The organism is Magnetospirillum sp. WYHS-4 (genome assembly GCA_039908345.1).
Classification (GTDB): Bacteria; Pseudomonadota; Alphaproteobacteria; order Rhodospirillales; family GLO-3; genus JAMOBD01.
Map to the genome: position 1 here is coordinate 1 of JAMOBD010000006.1, position 21304 is coordinate 21304.

At 64.9% G+C, this 21304-nt stretch carries 20 protein-coding genes; 6 read left to right on the forward strand and 14 right to left on the reverse strand.

Annotated features, from left to right (window positions below; all coding sequences use genetic code 11):
• Positions 1-96: 96 nt before the first annotated feature.
• Positions 97-675 (forward strand): DUF2934 domain-containing protein, encoded by a 579-nt coding sequence (locus H7841_03360; protein ID MEO5335921.1) that lies wholly within the window; start codon positions 97-99, stop codon positions 673-675.
• Between the two features lie 6 nt (positions 676-681).
• Here H7841_03360 and tgt read toward each other — a convergent pair whose 3' ends face one another.
• The 5 genes from tgt to H7841_03385 are packed head-to-tail and all read right to left on the reverse strand — an operon-like array spanning position 682 to position 5087.
• Positions 682-1806 carry a tRNA guanosine(34) transglycosylase Tgt gene (gene tgt / locus H7841_03365; GenBank protein ID MEO5335922.1) on the reverse strand — a complete coding sequence of 375 codons (1125 nt, stop codon included), beginning with the start codon at positions 1804-1806 and terminating at the stop codon, positions 682-684.
• A complete protein-coding gene (gene queA, locus H7841_03370; protein MEO5335923.1) occupies positions 1803-2843 on the reverse strand; it encodes a tRNA preQ1(34) S-adenosylmethionine ribosyltransferase-isomerase QueA in 1041 nt (346 codons plus the stop codon). The genes tgt and queA overlap by 4 nt, the downstream gene beginning before the upstream one ends.
• Before the next feature lie 47 nt (positions 2844-2890).
• On the reverse strand, positions 2891-3961 hold the full coding sequence (locus H7841_03375; protein ID MEO5335924.1) for an MBL fold metallo-hydrolase: 1071 nt from the start codon (positions 3959-3961) through the stop codon (positions 2891-2893).
• Positions 3919-4683 (reverse strand): hypothetical protein, encoded by a 765-nt coding sequence (locus H7841_03380; GenBank protein ID MEO5335925.1) that lies wholly within the window; start codon positions 4681-4683, stop codon positions 3919-3921. Before H7841_03380 ends, H7841_03375 begins: the two co-directional genes overlap by 43 nt.
• Positions 4680-5087 carry a helix-turn-helix domain-containing protein gene (locus H7841_03385; GenBank protein ID MEO5335926.1) on the reverse strand — a complete coding sequence of 136 codons (408 nt, stop codon included), beginning with the start codon at positions 5085-5087 and terminating at the stop codon, positions 4680-4682. The genes H7841_03380 and H7841_03385 overlap by 4 nt, the downstream gene beginning before the upstream one ends.
• Positions 5088-5337: 250 nt before the next feature.
• Here H7841_03385 and H7841_03390 point away from each other — a divergent pair, with 250 nt between their 5' ends.
• From H7841_03390 to H7841_03400, 3 genes are all read left to right on the forward strand, one after another.
• Positions 5338-6222 carry an ROK family protein gene (locus tag H7841_03390; protein ID MEO5335927.1) on the forward strand — a complete coding sequence of 295 codons (885 nt, stop codon included), beginning with the start codon at positions 5338-5340 and terminating at the stop codon, positions 6220-6222.
• A 182-nt stretch (positions 6223-6404) separates the two neighbouring features.
• Positions 6405-7145 carry a GGDEF domain-containing protein gene (locus H7841_03395; GenBank protein ID MEO5335928.1) on the forward strand — a complete coding sequence of 247 codons (741 nt, stop codon included), beginning with the start codon at positions 6405-6407 and terminating at the stop codon, positions 7143-7145.
• Between the two features lie 25 nt (positions 7146-7170).
• Entirely contained in the window at positions 7171-7776 is a 606-nt protein-coding gene (locus H7841_03400; protein ID MEO5335929.1) for a hypothetical protein, read from the forward strand.
• 33 nt (positions 7777-7809) lie between these two features.
• Here H7841_03400 and pyc read toward each other — a convergent pair whose 3' ends face one another.
• Both pyc and H7841_03410 read right to left on the reverse strand, forming a co-directional pair.
• Positions 7810-11277, reverse strand: a complete 3468-nt coding sequence (pyc, locus tag H7841_03405; protein MEO5335930.1) for a pyruvate carboxylase — start codon at positions 11275-11277, stop codon at positions 7810-7812.
• Positions 11278-11369: 92 nt separating this feature from the next.
• Entirely contained in the window at positions 11370-12833 is a 1464-nt protein-coding gene (locus H7841_03410) for a DUF3365 domain-containing protein (protein MEO5335931.1), read from the reverse strand.
• Positions 12834-12953: 120 nt separating this feature from the next.
• On the opposite strand from H7841_03410, the gene H7841_03415 reads away from it, so the two are divergent.
• Positions 12954-13469 carry a pentapeptide repeat-containing protein gene (locus tag H7841_03415; GenBank protein ID MEO5335932.1) on the forward strand — a complete coding sequence of 172 codons (516 nt, stop codon included), beginning with the start codon at positions 12954-12956 and terminating at the stop codon, positions 13467-13469.
• 3 nt (positions 13470-13472) lie between these two features.
• On the opposite strand, the gene modC is transcribed toward H7841_03415, so the two are convergent.
• The 4 genes from modC to H7841_03435 all read right to left on the reverse strand — a co-directional run bounded on the left by modC (position 13473) and on the right by H7841_03435 (position 16515).
• Complete coding sequence (gene modC / locus H7841_03420) at positions 13473-14576, reverse strand: molybdenum ABC transporter ATP-binding protein (GenBank protein ID MEO5335933.1); 1104 nt, start codon at positions 14574-14576, stop codon at positions 13473-13475.
• Positions 14573-15238: a molybdate ABC transporter permease subunit gene (gene modB / locus H7841_03425; protein MEO5335934.1), complete on the reverse strand. Its 666-nt coding sequence runs from the start codon at positions 15236-15238 to the stop codon at positions 14573-14575. The genes modC and modB overlap by 4 nt, the downstream gene beginning before the upstream one ends.
• Positions 15239-15260: 22 nt before the next feature.
• Positions 15261-16001, reverse strand: a complete 741-nt coding sequence (gene modA / locus H7841_03430; protein MEO5335935.1) for a molybdate ABC transporter substrate-binding protein — start codon at positions 15999-16001, stop codon at positions 15261-15263.
• A gap of 73 nt (positions 16002-16074) precedes the next feature.
• Positions 16075-16515, reverse strand: coding sequence for a LysR family transcriptional regulator (locus H7841_03435; protein MEO5335936.1), 441 nt, complete (start codon positions 16513-16515; stop codon positions 16075-16077).
• A 115-nt stretch (positions 16516-16630) separates the two neighbouring features.
• Here H7841_03435 and H7841_03440 point away from each other — a divergent pair, with 115 nt between their 5' ends.
• A complete protein-coding gene (locus tag H7841_03440; GenBank protein ID MEO5335937.1) occupies positions 16631-16996 on the forward strand; it encodes a PilZ domain-containing protein in 366 nt (121 codons plus the stop codon).
• Positions 16997-17045: 49 nt separating this feature from the next.
• Here H7841_03440 and H7841_03445 read toward each other — a convergent pair whose 3' ends face one another.
• The 3 genes from H7841_03445 to H7841_03455 all read right to left on the reverse strand — a co-directional run bounded on the left by H7841_03445 (position 17046) and on the right by H7841_03455 (position 21117).
• Positions 17046-17921: a hypothetical protein gene (locus H7841_03445; GenBank protein ID MEO5335938.1), complete on the reverse strand. Its 876-nt coding sequence runs from the start codon at positions 17919-17921 to the stop codon at positions 17046-17048.
• Between the two features lie 443 nt (positions 17922-18364).
• Positions 18365-18895: a hypothetical protein gene (locus H7841_03450; GenBank protein MEO5335939.1), complete on the reverse strand. Its 531-nt coding sequence runs from the start codon at positions 18893-18895 to the stop codon at positions 18365-18367.
• Positions 18892-21117: a GAF domain-containing sensor histidine kinase gene (locus H7841_03455; protein ID MEO5335940.1), complete on the reverse strand. Its 2226-nt coding sequence runs from the start codon at positions 21115-21117 to the stop codon at positions 18892-18894. The genes H7841_03450 and H7841_03455 overlap by 4 nt, the downstream gene beginning before the upstream one ends.
• Positions 21118-21304 lie beyond the last annotated feature (187 nt).

Genomic DNA, 21304 nt, shown 5'->3' on the forward strand with positions numbered 1-21304 from the left:
AATGGTACGGCGAGCGTGGATTTGCCCGGAAGGGGGGCGCCAGGGCGAGAATCGAACCCGATAACGCATACAGCATGGACAGAGAGGATGGCCAAGATGACCAAGACGACGGGTAAGGCGCCGGTTGCCACCGCGAAGGCCGCCGCGCCGAAGGCAAAGGTGGCGCCCCCCCCCAAGTCGGCGAAGCCCAAATCAGCGGCCAAGCCCGCCGCCCGCAAGGGCAACGGGGGAAGCCATGTCCCACCGGCCGCCCAGGACGACGCCTATTATCTGAGCGAGGCTGCGATCATGCTCGACCAAGCCCGCAGCGGCAAGAAGCGGGATGCCAAGAAGCTGGCAGCGGCGCTGGAGAACGAACTTGAGGTCTGGACGGCGATTCGGACCGCCGTGCTGCGGTGGAGCGACCAGGAGCGGGAAGTCACCAAGCAGAATGTCTGCCGCTTGTCAGACTTCATTGCCGGAACCATTCTCAGCTCGGGCGTCAACATCTCCGATTCGACTCTGGATACGCTGATCAACATCAACCTTCAGATCGCCGAGGGCCTGCTCGAAGGCCACGTCAACCAGCGTATCCGCGACGAGGCCTACAAGCTGTGGGAAGCCGAGGGTCGGACCGTGGGGCGCGACCAGGAATACTGGTTCCGCGCCGAGGAACTGGTTCGCAACCAGGCCTGACGCAGGTCAGAGGGGCGGGATGTCGCCCCTCGCCTGATCCCTTTCGAAGCCATCGGCGAAAGCGGCCAGCCGCCCTTCGCCGATGGCTTTTCTCATTCCGGCCATCAGGTCCTGGTAGTAGTGCAGGTTGTGCCAGGACAGCAGCGTCAGGCCCAGGATCTCCTTAGCCATGCAAAGATGGTGCAGATAGGCCCGGCTGTAGTTGCGGCAGGCCGGGCAGCCGCAAGCTTCGTCCAACGGCCGCGGATCGTCCTTGTGGCGGGAATTGCGCAGGTTGACCTGGCCCATGCGGGTAAAGGCCTGGCCCGTGCGGCCCGAACGGGTAGGCAGCACACAGTCGAACATGTCGATGCCGCGCCGCACCGCCCCGACCAGGTCGCCCGGCTTGCCCACCCCCATCAGGTAGCGTGGCCGGTCGTCCGGCAGCAGGGCGGCCGTGGAATCCAGGACCTTGAACATGGCCTCCTGCCCCTCGCCCACCGCCAGGCCGCCCAGGGCATAGCCGTCGAAGCCTATGGCCTTCAGCGCCACTGCCGATTCCTCGCGCAGGTCGTCGTGCACGCCACCCTGGTTGATGCCGAACAGGCCGTAGCCCGGCCGTTCGGCGAAGGCCGCCTTCGACCGTTCCGCCCAGCGCATGGACAAGCGCATGGACGCAGCCACCGCCCCCTTGTCGGCCGAAAAGGGCGGGCATTCGTCGAAGGCCATGGCAATGTCGGCATCCAGCATGCGCTGGATCGCGATGGAACTTTCGGCACTCAGCAGGTGGCGGCTACCGTCCAGGTGGGATTGAAAGGCGACGCCTTCTTCGGTGATCTTGCGTAGCGCGGCCAGGGACATCACCTGGAATCCTCCGGAATCGGTGAGGATGGGGCCCGGCCAGTTCATGAAGCGATGCAGGCCGCCCAGGCGTTCCACCCGTTCCGCCCCCGGCCGCAGCATCAGGTGGTAGGTGTTGCCCAGCACGATCTGGGCCCCCGTCTCGGCGACCGCCTCGGGAGTCATGGCCTTGACGGTGGCCGCCGTGCCCACCGGCATGAAGGCCGGGGTATCGAAGGCGCCGTGGGCCGTATGCACGCGCCCCAGGCGCGCCGCACCGTCGGTGGCCAGCAGTTCGTAGCGCAGGGTCACAGGTCCTCCTCTTGCCGCTCCAGCAGGCAGCAATCGCCGTAGGAATAGAAACGATAGCCGGCCCGCTTGGCGTGCTCGTAAGCGGCCTTCATGCGCCGCAGGCCGGCGAAGGCGGAAACCAGCATGAACAGAGTCGAACGCGGCAAATGGAAGTTGGTCAGCAGGACATCGGCAATGCGAAAGCGATAGCCCGGCGTGATGAAGATCGCCGTCTCGGCGGCAAAGGGATGCAGCCGCCCGGCCTCGTCCGCCGCCGATTCCAGCAACCGCAGCGCTGTCGTCCCCACCGCCACCACCCGGCCGCCCGCCGCCTTGGCCGCGTTGACCGCCGCCGCCGCGTCCAAGCCCACCTCGCCCCATTCGGGGTGCATCCGATGGTCGGCCACTTGTTCCGCCTTGACCGGCAGGAAGGTTCCGGCCCCCACGTGCAAGGTCACGGTCGCCCGCCCGATGCCGCGAGCGTCCATCGCGGCCAGCAGGTCCGGCGTGAAGTGCAACCCGGCGGTGGGTGCCGCCACGGCCCCTTCGCGAGCGGCGAACAGGGTCTGGTAGTCGTTCCGGTCCCGCCCGTCCGCCCTGCCGCCCCGGATATAGGGCGGAATGGGCAGGCGGCCGTATGCCTCCAGTGCCGCCACCAGATCGCCGCCTTCCCGGTCGAAGGCGAGCGTCACCTCGCCGGCTTCGCCCTTTTCCGCCACCCTGGCGGAAAAGTCCGGCGCGAACGCGACGGTATCGCCCGGCTTCAGCTTCTTGGCCGGCTTGGCGAAGGCGCGCCAGCGCCCGGGACCGTCTTGACGGTGCAAGGTCAGTTCCACCTTGGCCTCGCCGCGCCGGCCGGACAGGCTGGCGGGGATGACGCGGGTGTCGTTGAGCACCAGAAGATCGCCCGGGCGCAGCAGGCCCGGCAGGTCCCGCACCCCTCGGTCGGCCAAACCCGCCGCCGCCACATGCAACAGCCGCGCGGCATCCCGCGGCTGCGCGGGCCGCTGGGCGATGAATTCGCGGGGCAGATCGAAATCGAAGGCGTCGACTTTCATGACGGCCGGGATGCTACCAGCCCCCGTCGCCCAGCCGAACTGGATTTTCAGATCGCCGGGGAACAACGTCGATACAAGTCCGGCGCGTCGGCGCGCCGCAGCCGTTCCACCTGCCCTTCGCCCATCAGGAAGTGCAGGTGGGCGAGGCTTTCGCCGATGGCGAAAAAAAGCTGATGGTCATCCAGGTCGCGACGGAACAGGCGGCGCAGGATATCGACGGCGGTGCGAGGTTCGGCGCAGGCTTCCAGGGTTTCGGCCAAGCGGGCGTCGTGATGGCGGGCAAGCTGTTCCAGGCGCGTGGACAGGCCGCGGAAAGGCCTGTCGTGGCTGGGCAGCACCAGGGTGTCGCCGGGCAACGTCCGGAAGGATGAAAGGCTGTCCAGGAACAACCGTAGCGGATCGGCTTCCGGCTCCTGCGGCCAGACGCTGATGTTGGGGCTGATGCGCGGCAGTACCTGGTCGCCCGAGATCAGCACTCCCGCCTCCGCGCAGTACAGGGCGGCATGCTCGGGCGAATGGCCGCGGCCGACGATGACCCGCCAAGTCCGGCCGCCGACCGGGACTTCGTCGCCGTCGTTCAGACGACGATAGGCGGCCGGAATGGGATGGACCCGCTCCGGATAGGGGTTGCCGCGCGTCTCCATCACGGCCATGGCCTTGGCATCGAACCCGGCGGCTCCGTAGAAGCGCCGGAAGTCGGGCATGCAGGCGCCATCCGTGTCGAGTGCCAGCATGCGCCCGGTGGCCCATTCGCCCAGGGTCATCCACAATTCCGTCCCGAAGCGCTGGCGCAGCCAGCCGGCGAGGCCCAAATGGTCGGGATGGAAGTGGGTGACGATCATCCGCCGGAGCGGTCGCCCGCCGAACAGGCGCCCGGCAAGTTCCCCCCACGCGGCGCGGCATTCCGACAGGTCGATGCCCGTATCCACGGCGCACCAGCCGTCGCCGTCTTCCAGCAGCCAGAGATTGATGTGATCGAGCTTGAAGGGCAGCGGCTGGCGGTGCCAGAGAATGCCCGGCGCGACCTCGGCGGTTTCGCCCAGCAACGCCGGAGCGGCGGCGATCGTCTCGATATTCAGTGGATATCCTTCCTGACCTTTTCCTGGGTCACGATCCACTTGAGTTCTTCCTTGATGACGTCCAGGTGGCGGCTGGGTTCGGCGCGCAGGACCGCCGAGATGATGGCCAGACGCACCGCCATCGGCATGCGGGTGAAGTTCTCCAGCATCAGGAACTTGATGCTGGGGCGAATGCTTTCCGACAACAACAGCGAGACCACCAGCTTCTTGCGGATTTCGTTGCGCAGATTGCCGGCCTCGGTCAACTCGAAGAACTCGCGCACGAACTGGCGCGGCGCGATGACGCCTTCCATCAGGGCCGTGAGGTTCTGGCGCAGCGCCGTCGAATATTCGGCGCGCGCCGTCATCACCATGCGCGAGGCCTGGCGCCGCACCGCCGAGATGGCGGCGGGGTCGAAGTCGTGTTCGGTAATCAGTTCCACGCACTTGCGCACCGTCGGATGGCGGGTCGCCTCGCCCACCAGGCCGAAGACCCCGCCCAGCAGCTTCTTCCGCCCGCCCAGCGGCCCCATGCGGGCGGCGGCGGCCAGAGCCATGGGCGGTTCCGGGTCGCGAGTCGCCATCACGGCTAGCGGCAAAGGGTCGTCGAACTCCTGCAGGTCCAGGTTGCTGTTGAGCAGAAGTTCCGGGACCAGGATGCGGCTGCGATCGCCGGGCACGCAGATGGGCTCCCCGGTGCGGTATCCTTCCTTGATCTCCAAGGCGAGGCGGATACCGTCCTGGGTGATGCCCAGTTGCGAGACCAGCGAGCTTTCGCTCATGCCACGCCCCGCAGGGTGCCTTCGCGGCCCAGTGCCGTCCGGCGCAGGACCTGGGCGTTGGCCTGCCACCAGGACTGGAACATCTTGACGCCCTGGATGATGGCGGCGGCGGGAAGCTCGGTATTGACCTCTTCCTGCTCCTTGAGGCAGCGCCTCGCTTCCTCAAGGTGTTCGTCCAGCCAAGCGGCGGGACGGCCGGTGGCCTCGTGGGCGCGCTTGAGCTCCTCCAACTCCTCCAGCCAACTCGCCAGCAGCAGAGTCAGGAAGGCCAGGGTCGCCGCCGGCACCCGCGCCCGCCCGGTGCGCCATTTGCTGATGGTCGGCGGCGTGACCCCGATGATGGAGGCCAGCTCCTTGCCCGTCACATGAGACTCTTCGAGTCCATCGAATACCGGAAACGCCATGTCTTTCACCCCCCATGGGATTCGCTCGATTCTTTACTCGTGTTAACCAAACCCGAGTCGCGGGCAAACTGTTTTTTGCGTCGATTCGTCATAGATGCCACAACATATGGGCTAAGTGCTTGAAGAGACTCTTCGATTAACGCGGATATTTCTGCGTCTTGACAAGTCGTTTAAGCCAGGGATTCCGCTGATTAATCTTGTCAACATGAAGAATCGACGGCGAATCGCAGGCCTGTGGTATAAGCCAGGCATGCGGATCGGCATCGACCTGGGTGGCACGAAGATCGAAGGCATCGCGCTGGACGGCGCGGGGCGCGAATTGGCACGCCGACGGATCGCGACCCCCCGGGACGACTACGCGGCCACGGTGGGGGCGGTGTGCGACCTGGTCCTCGGGGTCGAGCGGGAGGCCGGGTGCGTTCCCGGGTCGGCAAGCGTCGGGGTGGGCATTCCCGGTACTGTCTCGCCGGCCACCGGTCTGGTCAAGAACGCCAATTCCACATGGCTGATCGGCAAGCCGCTCGACCGAGACCTCGCGGCGATCCTGGGGCGGCCGGTGCGCTTGGCCAACGATGCCAATTGCTTCGCTGTCTCGGAAGCCGCCGACGGCGCCGGCGCCGGCAAGCCGGTGGTCTTTGGCGTCATCCTGGGCACCGGGGTGGGCGGCGGGGTGGTGGTGGATGGCCGGCCGCTCGTCGGCGCCAACGCCATCGCCGGGGAATGGGGCCACAATCCCCTGCCCTGGCCGCGGGACGAGGAACGGCCCGGCCTGCCCTGCTACTGCGGGCGCAAAGGCTGCATCGAGACATTCCTGTCCGGCCCCGGCCTGGAACGCGACCACGGCGGTGGCCTTTCGGCTGCCGGGATCGCCCGCGCCGGCGACGCGGCGGCAGAGGCGGCACTGGCCCGCTACGAAGACCGCCTGGCCCGCGCGCTGGCGACCGTCATCAACCTCATCGATCCCGACGCCATCGTCCTGGGCGGCGGACTGTCCAACCTGGACCGCCTTTACGAGACGGTGCCCCGGCTCTGGCAGGACTGGGTGTTCTCGGATCGTGCCGACACGCCGCTGCTCAGGAACCTTCACGGGGATTCCAGCGGCGTGCGCGGTGCCGCTTGGCTCTGGCCCGCCTGACCGGAAAAATCTTCACTCCCGACCCGGCAAATTCTTCCCAGGCGGCAAGTTCTTCCTCCTCTCCCTTATGGTTAATATCTTGTTTATCAAGGCTTCCGGCGCTGGCACGGGGGTTGCGCTTGCAATGGGGAGGAAACAGGCCCCCGCTGGGACGAGGGGCCCGGACAGGAAGGACCAATACCGTGAAGCCCGAAACGGAAATCACCCGCTCCCCGCAGTCCGGCGAACCGACCAGCCAGGGCGACCTGGTCGCCAGCGTGACCTTGCTCGCCGAAGGTGCCGCCCGGATGGCCTGGGAGGGCCTCCCCGACGCTCCCCAATTGGCGCAATTGGCCGACCGCGCCTTGGCCTCCGCTGCCGAAGCGGAAGCCCGCTTGGCCGAACAAATGAGCCGCATCGTCGAACTGGAGCGCCTGGCGCTCACGGACGAACTGACCGGCATCTTGAACCGGCGCGGCTTCCAGCGCGAACTCACCCACGCCCTGGCCGCCGCGCGGCGCTACGACGAAAAGGGCGTGCTGGTCTACGTGGACCTGGACGGCTTCAAGCCGATCAACGACACCTACGGCCATGCCGCCGGCGACGAGGTTCTCCGCAGGGTGGCCCGCATCCTGCAAGACAACGTGCGCGACACCGACGCGGTGGGGCGCATGGGCGGCGATGAATTCGCGGTGCTGCTGGCCCGCAGTTCCTGGGAAGACGGGTTGCGGCGAGCCGAGGCCCTCGACCGGGCGCTGAACAATGCCTTCATCGGTTGGGAAGGTCGCATGATCGCCATCCGCGCCAGCCTGGGCATCCAGGTCTACGGCAACCAGGACGAAGACCAGGCGCTCCTCGAGCGCGCCGACGAGGACATGTACAAGTCGAAGCGGCTGCGTTCCGAGATCGGCAACCGGCGGGACGCCGGCCGGGCCCGGAACTGAAGCTGCCCGGGCAGGGGGAGACGCCATGAAGATCGATCGCAACGCCAGCTACCTGGATCTGTTCAGCAGCCACAGCCTGCGGAGCCCGGCAGCCGTCGATCCCTCCCCCGCTCCGCCGCCGGCTCCCCAGCCCGACCTTCCCCCGATCGGCAAATCGCTGGTCAAGCTGGAGGCCGAGGCGGACACCTCGGCCGGCGGGCGTTCGGACCTTCCCGCCGTCACCACCCCACCTCCCCTGCCCATCGCCACCGGAGAGGTGGAAACCGTCCCCAGCCGGGCCGAGGAAGGGCCACTGGCGGATATCCTGCGCGGTGTCAACGTCCGCCGCATGTCGCCCCGCGAGATGGCGAACTTGAGCCAGGATCTTTACGCCGCCGGAGTCTTGAGTTGGGACGAGTATTCCATGCTGGCCTACCAGTCGGAACTGCAACCCGGCTACGACCGCACCGTGGGCGCCCTGACCGGCCAGCCAGCCCAGCCCGACAAGCCGCGCGACTTCATTGCCCTGTGGGAGGACCGCCTAGCCTTCGAGGAACGCCACAACCCGGCCGACAGCCGCCAGATCCAGACCAGCCGCCACATCCTGACGGTGCTCAAGCAGATCGCCTCGCCCACCAACTTCGTGGTCTAAAGTCGATTCGATCCAAACGGCAATTGCTTCAGGCTACCCTGCCGGCTGCATGGTGACCAGCAGGTCCTTGGCGTCGACGGCGTCGCCCGAGGCCACATGAACCCGAACCACCGTCCCGTCGCATTCGGCGCGCACGGCGGTTTCCATCTTCATCGCTTCGACGGCCAGCAGCACGTCGCCGCGCGCCACCGTCTGGCCGACCAGGACGGCCACGCTGACCACCGTTCCGGGCATGGGCGCTCCCACTTCGCAGGGATTGCCCTCGGCCGCCTTGGGGCGGGCATGGCGGGTCGGCGTGCGCGAACGGTCGACGACCCGAACGGAACGCGGCTGGCCGTTCAATTCGAAGAAGACGGTGGCCTCGCCCGCATCGTCGGCCGGGCTTTTGGCCAGGTAGCGGACGATCAGGGTCTTGCCGGCGTCGATATCCAGCATGATCTCCTGTTCCGGCACCATGCCGTGGAAGAAGACCGGGGTCGGCAGGACGCTCACGTCGCCGAAAGACTTCAGGTGCTCGGCGTACTCCAGAAACACCTTGGGATACATCAGCCAGGAGGCGAGATCGTTGTCGTCGATCTGGCGGCCGACCTTGTGTTCCACCTGAGCCTTGACGGCATCCAGATCGACCGGCCTCAGCACCTCGCCGGGCCGCACCGTCAACGGCGTCTCGCCCTTCAAGACCTTCTTCTGCAAGGCCTCGGGGAAGCCGCCCACCGGCTGGCCCATCTCGCCCTTGAAGAACGAGACCACGGATTCCGGGAACGCGATCTCGCGCGCCGGGTCCATGACCATTTCGGGGGTCAGGCTGTTGGTCACCATCATCAGCGCCATGTCGCCCACCACCTTGGATGACGGGGTCACCTTGACGATGTCGCCGAACATCTCGTTGACCTGGGCATAGGCGCGGGCGATGTCGGGCCAGTGCTTTTCCAGACCCAGGGAGCGGGCCTGTTCCTTCAGGTTGGTGAACTGGCCGCCCGGCATCTCGTGCAGGTAGACCTCGGAGGCGCCGGAGTACTGGTGCGCCTCGAAGGCGCCGTAGTTCTTGCGCACTTCCTCCCAGTAGGTGGAGACGGACCGGATGGCTTCCGCCGCCAGGCCGGTATCCCGCGGATGGCCGCGCAGCGCCTCGACGATGGACCCCAGGCAGGGCTGCGAGGTGGTGCCGCTCATGGAATCCATGGCGGCGTCCACCGCGTCGCAGCCCGCTTCCACCGCCGCCAACACGCTGGCGGCGCTAAGGCCGCTGGTGTCATGGGTGTGGAAATGGATGGGGATGCCGATCTCGTCCTTCAGGGCCTTGACCAGCAGGGTGGCGGCATGGGGCTTCAGCAGGCCGGCCATGTCCTTGATGCCCAGGATGTGGGCGCCGGCCTTTTCCAACTCCTTGGCCATGGCGACGTAGTATCCCAGGCTGTACTTGGTGCGCCTGGGGTCCTGGATGTCGCCGGTATAGCAGATGGCGGCCTCGCAAAGCTTGCCGGTCTCGCAGACGGCGTCCATGGCGACACGCATGTTCTCGACCCAGTTGAGCGAGTCGAAGACCCGGAACAGGTCCATGCCGGCTTCCGCCGAACGCTTGACGAAGAACTTCACCACGTTGTCGGGGTAGTTGGTGTAGCCGACGCCGTTGGCCGAACGCAGCAGCATCTGGGTCAGCAGGTTGGGCAGGCGTTCGCGCAGGTTCGCCAAACGCTCCCAGGGGTCCTCCTTGAGGAAGCGCATGGCCACGTCGAAGGTCGCGCCCCCCCAGCATTCCAGGGACAGCAGTTCCGGCAGCAGCCGCGCGTAGGCGGGCGCCACGGCCAGCATGTCGTGGCTGCGCATGCGGGTGGCGAGCAGGGACTGATGGGCGTCGCGCATGGTGGTGTCGGTGACGAAGACCCGCCGCCCGGCTTCTTCCAGCATCCACTTCGAAAAGCCTTGGGCGCCCAGTTCGTCCAGCTTCTGGCGCGTGCCGGCTTCCCAGCCTTCGGCCAGGGGGCCGGGCAGGGTGGGGGCGACGAAGGCGTCGGGGGCCTTGCGGCCCTTCACCTCGGGATTGCCGTTGACCATCACCTCGCCGATGAAATTCAACAGGCGGGTGGCGCGGTCGCGGCGCTTGGGGATGTGGAACAGCTCCGGCGTGTCGTCGATGAAGGTGGTGATGTAGTCGCCTTCGACGAAGCGCGGATGGTTCACCACGTTTTCCAGGAAACGCAGGTTGGTCTTCACCCCGCGCACCCGGAATTCGCGGAGCGCGCGATCCATGCGGAAGACGGCATCCTGGGCGTCCTGAGCCCAGGCGGTCACCTTGACCAACAGGCTGTCGTAGGACCGGGTGATGCGCGCACCCGTGTAGGCGGTGCCGGCGTCCAGGCGGATGCCGAAGCCGGCCGGGCTGCGATAGGCGGTGATCTGGCCGTAGTCGGGGGCGAAGTCGGACTCCGGGTCCTCGGCGGTGACGCGGCACTGCAGGGCATGTCCCATCAAGGGGATGTCCTTTTGCGCCGGCAGGCCGCTGCCGGCCTCGCCGATCTTCTTGCCTTCGGCGACCAGGATCTGGGACCGGATCAGGTCGTAGCCGGTGACGCATTCGGAAACCGTGTGTTCCACCTGGATGCGCGGATTGACTTCGATGAAGTAGAAGGCCCCGGTGTCGGCGTCCTGCAGGAATTCCACCGTACCGGCGTTGCGATAGTCGGCGGCGCGGGCCAGCTTCAGGGCGTAGGCCGTCAACTCGTCGCGCTGGCTCGCAGTCAAATAGGGGGCGGGGGCGCGCTCCACCACCTTCTGATGGCGGCGCTGGACCGTACAGTCGCGCTCGTGGAAATGAACCACGTTGCCATGGGCGTCGCCCAGGATCTGCACTTCCACGTGGCGGGCACGGCGCACCAGCTTTTCCAGGTAGACCTCGTCGTTGCCGAAGGCCGCCTTGGCCTCGCGCCGGGCAGCCGCCACGCTGTCCAGCAGGGAATCCGCGCCTTCGACCACGCGCATGCCCCGCCCGCCACCGCCCCAACTCGCCTTAATCATCACCGGATAGCCGACCTTTCCGGCCACCGCCAATATCTCCTTGCCGTCGGCGGGCAGCGGATCGGTGGCCGGCATGACCGGGATACCGGCCTTGATCGCCATCTCGCGGGCCAGCACCTTGTTGCCAAGCGCCCGCATGGTCTCGGGCGTCGGGCCAACGAAGATCAGCCCGCCGGCCGCGCAGGCCTCGGCGAAGTCGGGGTTCTCGGCCAGGAAGCCGTAGCCGGGATGGATGGCCTGGGCCTTGGCTTCGTGGGCGATGCGGATGATGTCGGGGATGTCCAGATAGGCCTCGACCGGCTTCTTGCCTTTGCCCACCATGTAGCTTTCGTCCGCCTTGTAGCGGTGCAGGGCGAAGCGGTCTTCCTGGGAATAGATGGCGACCGTCTGGATGCCCAGTTCGGTGGCGGCGCGCATGACGCGAATGGCGATCTCACCCCGGTTGGCGACCAGGATCTTCCGGATTCCGCCCTGACGGTGCCTCATGACGACTCCTGCGGCCCTGCGGCCGTCCCACGGGTTGGGGCTTTTGTGCAAGTGCGAAATATGCTTCGAGATGAAGCCTCGCGCAACAGGAATCAGGCGGCCGGCAGAGTAAGGAAGAAGGTACTGCCCTCCCCTTCCCGGCTTTCCACCCAGATGCGGCCCCCGTGGCGGTCGACGATGCGGCGGCAGACCGCCAGGCCGATGCCGGTGCCCGGATAGGCCGACCGGGCATGCAACCGCTGGAAGATTTGGAATATCCGGTCATAGGCGTCGGCGGGAATGCCGATACCGTTGTCGCGAATGGCAACACGCCAGAACCGGCCGTCGCGCACGGCTTCGATCCGCACCACCGGCGGCCGGTCGAGAGCCCGGTACTTCACCGCGTTGCCGATCAGGTTCTGCAGCAAGCGGACAAGCAAGGGCCCGTATCCGATCACCTCGGGCAGGGGATCGTGCACAACCCGGGCCCCCGCCTCTTTGATGGCGACGGTAAGGTTGACCAGGGCTTCTTCCAGGGCTTCCTCCAGAGCGACCGGAACGAAGGTCACCTGGGCGCGGTCGACGCGGGAATATTCCAACAGATCGTTTATCATGGCCTGCAACCGGGTGGCGCCGTCCATCAGGTAGCCCATGAACTCCTTGCCGTCGGCGTCGAGTTGGCCGCCCAGTCGCTTTTCCAACAGGGCGGCGTAGCTGGAGATCATACGCAACGGCTCGCGCAGGTCGTGGGAGGCCACGTAGGCGAAATGCTCCAGTTCCTGGTTGGAGCGACGTAGTTCGGCGGTACGGGCCGCCACGATGGCTTCCTGTTCGGCCTTGGCGGCGGACAGCGCCAGCCAGTGGCGCCGCTGGCGCCACACGAAGAGCGCCGTCCCCAGGGAAGCGAGCAGGAACATGGCAAGATGAAGGACCATGGTTTGTTGCCGTTGGGCCTCCATGGGCTTGAGAATGGAGGCGGCGGGAATGGTGACGCTGATCCCGCCACGCACGTCGCCCACCTTGTAGCCCTGCTTGGCATGGCATTTCAGGCAAGGTTCGCGTACCGGCAAGGCGGCCATGTAGCGAAAGACCGGCGGCTGTTCGGACAGATATTCCAGGACTTCCCGTTCCCCGGCATCGAAGCGCCGCAAAGCCTGGGTTTCCCAGGAATCGGCCTGATTGGCCGGACGGATCGGGTTCAGGCTGGTGATGTGGAAGGTAACGTCCTGGCGCTTCTGCACCAGTTCGGCGATCTGGCGCGTCATGTAGGCCGGGTTCAACAGCGTGAACCGCCGTCCCAACGCCTCGAAGTCGCGATCCGGCACGTCCAGGTAAGGATTGGGCGGCGTCTCGTCGGTCGCCACAGCGTAGACTCCGCCGTGGCGCGCGTTCCACAGGCGCGTCGTTTCGATCATGTCGAACAGCATGCGCGACCGGTTGCCCGCGGTTTCCATGGCCTGCCGCCGCAGGATGCCGAAGTCGTGCAACAAGGAAACGCCGACCACCAAGGCCCAGGCGAGAGACGTCGCCAGGTAGATGAACAGTGGCCTCTGGACCCACCACATGGGACGGTTCACCCAAGAACTCGCCCCCCCGAAAGGGACCATACCTTCACGGGACGACCCAAGCAATGGTTTGTCATTCGAACCAATCGCGATTACAATGCGGCGGGAAGAAGGAGAGAAGGAATCCGCGCGATGTCCTCCTTCGATGGGGTAAGCGCCTTTACGGGCTATGTGTCCGGCACCTATATGACCGTGTCCGAATTCCAACCGGTGCCGAGTTGGGAAGGGCAGGCTGTACCCGTTGCTTCCAAGCGCGTCATCGAGGATACCGTCACCTTGAGCGACAAGGCCCAGTCCTACCTGGAGCAGAAGGCACGTGCCGGAACGGCGGAAGGCAAAGCCACGCCCTTTCGCAATCCCGACCCGGCGAACTTGGTGGGCGCCGATATGTCGGGCAAGGATTTCTCGGGCGTCGATTTGACGCGGGCTTTCCTATATCGGGCGAACCTAGCCAATGCGGATTTCTCCAAGGCGACACTCAAGGACGCCTGGATATCCGAATCCGATGTGGCGGGAGCCAATTTCGAGGGCGCCGACCTGCGGGGAGCGAATCTGGCCAAGACCAAGAACCTGACCCGCGACCAGCTCAAGGATGCCCTGGTCGACCTTTCCACCATCCTGCCCTTCGCCCTGCGCCTGGAACGCTGAAGGCTAATCCTCCCGCGAGGCGCCGGCCCGGCCCAGGCTATGGCGATCGATAGCGACCGCCTTGACCAGGGCATGCACCGCCATGCCTTCCTTCAGGTCCAGGTCGACCAGGGATCTGCGGGTGATGCGGGCGATCAGCGGCGCGCCGATGTCGAGCAGCACGTCCACCTGGGGCGCCTGGCTGTCCTCGATCCGTGCCACGCGGCCGGGAAAGACGTTGAGCACGCTGGTGCGCACCGGCCGCTCCATGGCGATGGTCACGTCACGGGCCCGTATCCGCACCCTGAGGCTCCGTCCCTCTTCCAAATCCAGGCGCGCGACCCGCAGGATGTGCGGGCCGAAAGCCAGCGCGGTGAGGCCGAACTCGGCGTCGTGGGCGACCACCCGGGCGGAGATCACCGCCCCGGCCTCGTGGCGGCCGGTGACCGGATGAAGGTCGAGGCGGCACATCAATTCCTCCACTCCGCCCACCGCCGCCACCCTGCCCTCCGACAGAAGCACCAGGGTATCGGCCAAGCGGATGACCTCCTCGATGGCATGGCTGACATAAAGAATGGGGATGCCCGCCTCGTCTCGCAGGCGCTCGACGAGCGGCAGGATTTCCGCCTTGCGCGGCGCGTCGAGGGAGGCCAGGGGTTCGTCCATCAGCAGGAGGCGCGGATGGGCCAGCACCGCCCGCCCGATGGCCACCCGTTGCGCCTCACCGCCCGACAAACGGTCCGGATGGCGCTCCAACATGGAGCCCAACCCCAGGATATCGACCACCTTGTCGAAGCCGATGCCCGGCGCTGCGGCGCGGCGGCGGGTCCCGTAGGTCAGGTTGGCCCTGACCGTAAGGTGGGGAAACAGACTGGGCTCCTGGAACACGTAGCCCACGGGCCGGCGATGGGGAGGCAGGAAGGTGGTTTCGTCCTGCCAGACATCGCCGTCCACCACCAGACGGCTCCCCGGCAGGCGCACCAAGCCGGCCAGGCAGCGCAGTACCGTGGTCTTGCCGCTTCCCGAGGCGCCGAACAGGGCGGTGACGGCACGCACCGAAGCATCGAAGGCCACGTCGAGGGTAAAGGTTCCAAGGGTACCGGAAAGGTGAACGGAAAGGCGGCTCATGGCTTCCACCGCCGCATCCGCTTCTCGGCCAGCATCATGGAGAGGATGACCAGGAAGGAGAAGACCACCATGCCGCCCGCCAGCACGTGGGCCTGGGCCCATTCCAAGGATTCGACGTGGTCGTAGATGGCGACCGACAGCACCTTGGTCTCGCCGGGGATATTGCCGCCGATCATCAGCACCACGCCGAACTCGCCCACCGTATGGGCGAAACCCAGGATGGCGCCGGTCAGAAATCCCGGCCGGGCCAACGGCAGGGCTACGGTGACGAAGGCGTCAAGGGGCCGGGCGCCCAGGGTGGCGGCCACTTCCAAAGGCCGTTCCCCAAGGGCTTCGAAGGCGTTGCGGATCGGCTGCACCACGAAAGGCAGGGAATAGATCACCGAACCCACCACCAATCCTTCGAAAGTGAAGGGCAGAGACCGGCCACCCAGCGCCTTGATCAGGCCATCGAGGGGTCCGGCCGGTCCCAGCGCGAGCAGCAGGTAGAATCCGAGAACGGTGGGCGGCAGAACCAGCGGCAAGGCTACGACCGCCGCCGCCCCCTCCTTCCACCAGGCGCGCGAACGGGCCAGCCACCAAGCCAGCGGCGTCCCCAGAACCAGCAGGATGACCGTGGTCGCCGCTGCCAGCTTCAGGGTCAGCCAAACCGGTTCCCACAAGGCCTTGTTCCTTCCGCCCGTTCTATTCGGCAGCGTAGCCGAACTTGCTGACGATCGCCAAGGCCTCGGGGGTCTTGAGGAAGGCGAGCAAGGCCTTGGCCGCGGGATTGGCTGCGCCGGGCCTGAGCATGACGGCCTGCTGGACGATGGGGCGGTAAAGGTGGTCCGGGACCGGCCATCGGGACCCCGAACCGTCCAGCACCACCTGGGCCAGGGCGACGAATCCCAGGTCGGCGGCGCCGGTGGCCACGAACTGGTGGGCCTGGGCGATGCTGTCGCCATAGACCAGTTTGGCCTCGATGCCCGGCATCAGACCCAGGTTGCCGAGTACGTCCAACGCTGCCGCCCCGTAGGGCGCGGTCTTCGGGTTGGCGATGGATAGCTTGTTGAATCCGCCGCCGCGCAGCACCTCGCCCCTGCCATCGACCAAGCCGGGCTTGGCGCTCCACAGGACCAATTTGCCCACCGCATAGGTGAAGCGGGTTCCGGCGATGGCCAAGCCCTCCGCCTCCGCCCTGGCCGGATGTTCGGCATCGGCGGCCAGGAAGACCTCGAAGGGCGCCCCGTTCGCCAGTTGGACGTAGAACTTGCCGGTGGACCCGAAGCTGAGGCTCGCCTTGTGCCCGCTGGCACGTTCGAAGGCGATGGCGATCTCCTTCATCGGGGCGGTGAAGTTGGCGGCGACGGCCGCCTTGACCTCGGCGGCGCGGGCGGGCACGACGGCTAGGCCCAAGGCAACCGCGGACAAGAAAAGAATCTTCACGGCGATACCCTCCCGGCTGACTTATGTCCGATGGAACTTAAGTGTATTTGGATATAAGTCAAGACGGGAACGATCAGCCATTCTCTTCGCGCCAGTCGGAGCGCCAGCGGGCCTTGCCATGGACGCGCTCGGCCTCGCCGGACCGGTCTTCCAGGTCCGGAGCGAGAAGGTCGCCCAGAGCCGTCAGTTCGACAGCCACCAGGGCTTCGGTCTTGGCAAGGATCTCCCGATAGACGTCGACTATCCGCTGTCCGGTAGGAGTCAGACGGGCCCCCCCGCCTCTGGCACCGCCGAACTGGGTATCGGCCACCGGCAGGGCGAACGCACGGTTCATCTCGTCGACCAGCATCCAGGCGCGGCGATAGGACATACCGGATCGCTTCGCCGCCTTGGAGATCGATCCCGTTTCCCCAATCCCTTCCAGCAACTCGATCTTCCCCGGCCCCAGGGCGGAGAAAGAACAGAGCTTGATGCGCAACTTCACCGACCGGCCGGGTCCTTTCTTGCGGGTCATCGTTCCTCGCCTATCATCGGGGAATCATACCGTCGCAGGCCGGAGATGCAAGCCGGCAAGGGGTTGTTAACGATCTTCTGGCAGGCTGGCGGGTAACCTGAGGAAAGACCGCCCCATGAAAAGCCAGATCGTCTACAAGGACCACCGCCGCAAGGACATGCGAATCCCGACGCCGGAACTGGCCCTGCTGGTCGACGGGCGGATCTGGCGCACGTTGGACTGGAGTCTCGGCGGCTTCCTGCTGCGCCACTACCGTGGCCACCTGAAGGCCGGCGACCGCTTCGAAGTGCGAGGCATCGGGGGCATCGGCGGCGCTCTGGCCCCCGTCTTCCTGCGCGCCCGGGTCGTGCGGGTGGAACGGGGCGGCCGCTTGGCGGCCCAGTTCCTCGGACTATCCGAGGCTGGGTTCGAGACCTTGGAAAGCCTGATGATCCACCGCGCGACGCTACACCACCAACCCGCCCATCACGCCATTCCATAGGCAGGCCGGGAAAGCGCCGGCTGCGACGGGAATCCGGCGCTGGGGTGCCTTAGGAAGCCGATCCGTGGTTGCAGTCGTTGGCTTTGCGGCAGCCGTCGCAAATGCGGGCCACTTCGTCGATATCGGGTGCCAGAGGACAAGGCAATTTGGTCAAGCGCCAAATCCTGACCTCCGAGTCCTCGGCGATATCCTTGCTTGCATAAGGAACCTTTTCGCCCCCGATATCGCAGGCGCGAAGGTCCTTGGCGAGTTCGTGATAGGCATTGCCCGACATCTGGATGATTCCGGCCTTGGCGGAATCGGACAGGCGGCAGGCCTCCACCACCCCGCGGCCGACGACAATGGGATTTTGCGTATGGTCGAGCCGCCAGTGGGCATCGGCGACGGAAATTCCGACGCCAGCCCCGAAGTCGGCGCGGTCATGATGGAGAAACTCCCGCAGATCCTTCAGCAGGCACTCGACCGCCGCGATCAGGGCGCCGGCGCAGCGGACCGCCACCGTCACCGGGCTCTCCTTCTTGAGTTCCCTGACTTCCTCGTCCAGGAAATGGACGATGATGCCGTCCCCGGTGAACTTGTCGAACACCCCAAGGTTCTGCCGGACGATGGTCGACAGGACCGTCAGCAACACATCCATCCAGCAGGCGAAATGCTTGGGACTGTCGGCTTCCCGCATGGCGAAGGTCGATTTGCGCAGGTCGAGGGTCAGAGTGACGGTGCGGCGGCGCCCGTTCCAGGGCGGCAACAGGCGCCGTATCCCTTCCCGAGCCTTGCCGACATGGAGACTTTCGGAATCCCAATACCTGCGGGAAATCTCCGGCGCGAACCCCCGATAGACGTTGCAGCGCTGGCGCATGGCCTCGATCAGAATCTCGGCGATGGTTACCCATTCCTGATAGTCGGTCTTGCTAAATGCTGCAGCCAAATCCAGTTCAGGAGCGCTCGTCGAAGGCAATTCATCGTATTTTGTGCCTTTCAACATAAACACCACGAATGCCTTGTCAGCGCGGCTACTCTGTGGCCACACGACAACCATCTTGACACCGGAACCGCACGCCGAGCTTGTTATTGCCCGAATTTCATGGACATCCGTCTGCGGTACATTTTGCGAGGCGACTCGAACCGCAGCATCAAATATAGAAACAATTTTGTCCTTATATTTAATGCGAAACGCAGAGCGCAACGATATGAAGCTGTAACTCCACCATGGCAACCAAACTGAGATTCCGTCTACATTGAAGGTTCCTAGGATGCTCCTGATGGCGCGAGACAGATTAATGTCGACATCTGTTGTGTGCCCAATCTGTCCCGTAAGCGTAGACACAATAACAGGTACGGTCTTCAGGCAATTATTTTGGTTAATGCGTGTCATATTTTCACACAAGACACTATGAAATCTATAGAATTGGCAATTCTTGCAACAAAGCTAACGATATTCACGGGTTTATGAAAAATATTGTCGCTTTTTATTTCTTGAACAACCACATCAGGGAGATCTTGAGGATATGCCGTCAGAAAGAAAATTTGATGCGTTGGTCGATCCTTAATTCCCTGCAAGACATTGATGCCAACCGGCTCCATGCCATTTTCTGTCTGACGGAACAGGTCCAGGATGATCAGCGCCGGCGCCCCATCGAGCTTCTCCACCTCCATGGTAAAGTTCTCAGTCTTTTCGAGAATCCGGTAACCGATTCGAATCTTCTGGCCGTAGCGTTCGAGCGTCAGGTCGGCGCTCAGGTCATCATCGGCTTCCCGAAGGGCATCGTCGTCATCCAGCAAGGACGGATCTTCCGCACAGTAATGGTCATAAAGGGCAGCGGGGATCCAGGAGACGACCTCCGGCTCGTCCTCGTAATGCAACACCATGACTTGGATCGGGGAAGGGGAGGTTTCGGTCATAGGTATCTCGGCGCCTTGGGAAGGAAGATGGTGAAGACGGTCAACGCACCGTCGGTTCCGGTACGGCCACGCAGGGTCGACTGGATCTCGATCCGGGCCTGGGAATCGTGGGCTTGCAGGATCTTCCGGGCGACCGCCACCCCCAATCCCGTTCCCGGACGCCGGGCGTCGGGATTGGCGGCATGGAGGCGCCGAAAGGGTTCGAAAATGGCCTCCCGCTGCTCTTCCGGGATGTGATCGCCCACGTTGGACACGGCAATGGCCCAGCCGCCGGCCCGATACGGCTTGACGTCGATCTGTACGATCTGATCCCGATAGGAATACTTGACCGCGTTTTCGATGATGTTGAACAGCAGGATGTAGACGAGATCGCGATCCATCTTGCCGGTTCGCGAAGGCTTGGGCAGCATATGACCATTGACGATGATGTCGAGCCCCCGCCGCTCCGCCTCCGGCCGCAGGCAGAGGGTGACCTCGGCAATCAGGTCGAGGATGTCGCAGTCGATCACCTTCAGCGACTCCGGCGCGATGCGGTCCAGGATGAAGCGGGATTCGTCGACCAGGATGCGCGTCTTCTCGGCGAACAGGCGGGCCCGCGCCAGGCTTTTATGGAACCGGGCACTATCGACCAGGCGCCGGAAAGCCAGCGAGGGGTCCCGGTCCTTGAAATTCCGCCACCTAGTGTTGGCCACGGTCATATGGCCGATCATTCCCTGCAGCCCCGAGCGGACATTGTGGCGAATTTGAATCAGGTCCTCGACCTTGCTTTTCATGTGGTGCTTGTCGGACAGGAAGCGGGCGACTTCCCGGCAGAGGTAGCGGACGATGTCCCGCTTGTACCCCGGCAGCCAGGGGTCCATGATGCCGACCGCCATGACCGCCTTCCGATTGTCGATATCGAAAAGCTTCTGAATCAGAACGGCCTGGCCGTTCGGCAGATTCGCCACCCCGTCGGGCCAATGGACGGTGCGGCGCAGGTCGTCTTCCAGGGTCTGGAACCGAGCGTCGCTCAGCGTGACCTGCCCGTCCGCATCCACGATGGCGCTGAACTGGGTTTCCGGAATGGTTTCCGCCAACAGGTCGAAGGCCACCCTGGGCTCGAAGTTGTCGGAAGTCCCGATTTCCGCCAGTCGCCGCGCAATGCCCTGCAGCGCCCCTTGCAGGGTCGCCACGGGAACGATGTTCGACAAGGCTTCGGCGATCTTCTCCACCATTTTCTGATCGGTCTCGCTGAAGGCCGTGTAGACGCGGCTGAGGGGATTCTTCTTGAACGCCTGAATCAGGCAGATCACGCCCTTTTCCGACTTGTCCGGCTCCAGCCCCACCGCATCCACCAGGACCGGCACACACATCCAGGACAGGCGATGTCCGGGGCGCAGTACACTCTGGAATCCGGAGGGCGTGGGCCCGAACAGGGTCTCCATCTCGGCGACGTCCAACCGATCCCGCACCCGCACCGATTTCCTGTTCTGCCAAACCTGGCGGAGAAACGGGTTGTTTTCGATGGGGGGAACCCGAAGCTTGGGCGGATGTGGCGCCGAATACGCGACAACCCCGGACGCCTGGGAGATGTGGGGATAGGATATCGTGCAAAGCGCAGCCCGCGTATCGCGCCGCACGATGGCGGCCGCCGCTTTCAGCGTCGCATCGATGTCGCCGCGACCGCCTTCCAGGGAGTTCAGTTCCGAAAGCGCGTTCCAGATGCGATGGTTGCGGCTGTTCTCGATCTTGCCGGCGATGGCCGTGACCAGGGCGCGGCAGGCCTCCGGCAGGCTCTCGCTACGGTGGGGCATGACGATCTGGATCACCCCCAGCGGCTTCCCCGCCTTTTCGGGATCGTGGCTTTCCAGCGGCAGGAATTCTTCGGCAAGGGCCGTAACATCGGCGCCCTTCCCCGCCAACCATCCCCCGATAACCGCGTTGCCCCGGAAGGACAACCGGCCATGAAGCTTGTCCATGTCCGCGGCGTCGGCATCTCCTAGGCACAGGTGGCATCCTTCCAGCCCGCGAGCCACGACCCCGATGGACGCGCCGCCCTTGTCCAATTCCTTGGCGTAGACCTGATCCAGGCGGATTTCCGGCCCGGAAGCGCCGCTGTCGAACAGCCACTGGAAAAGAAACACCCGAGGCGTTTCCAGGAGATCGGCCATGAATCTCAGGAGTTCAAGGCGTTCCTCGGTCAACGAGACGCTGGAAAACGGCTGGCTGATCAGTGAAACCAACTTATCGAGGTTAAGCGTCGCACCGCCGCTTTTTCTCGGGGACAATGAAAACATCCCACACCCCATGCCGCATGCCGCACCACTATTGACTATAACAATTTCGCAATAAAATTCCAGAGGTTAGTTCATGTGCGATTTTACGCCCTTTTGGCTTGCATTCGCAGCCAAGGAAAGGAGGCCGGGCGAC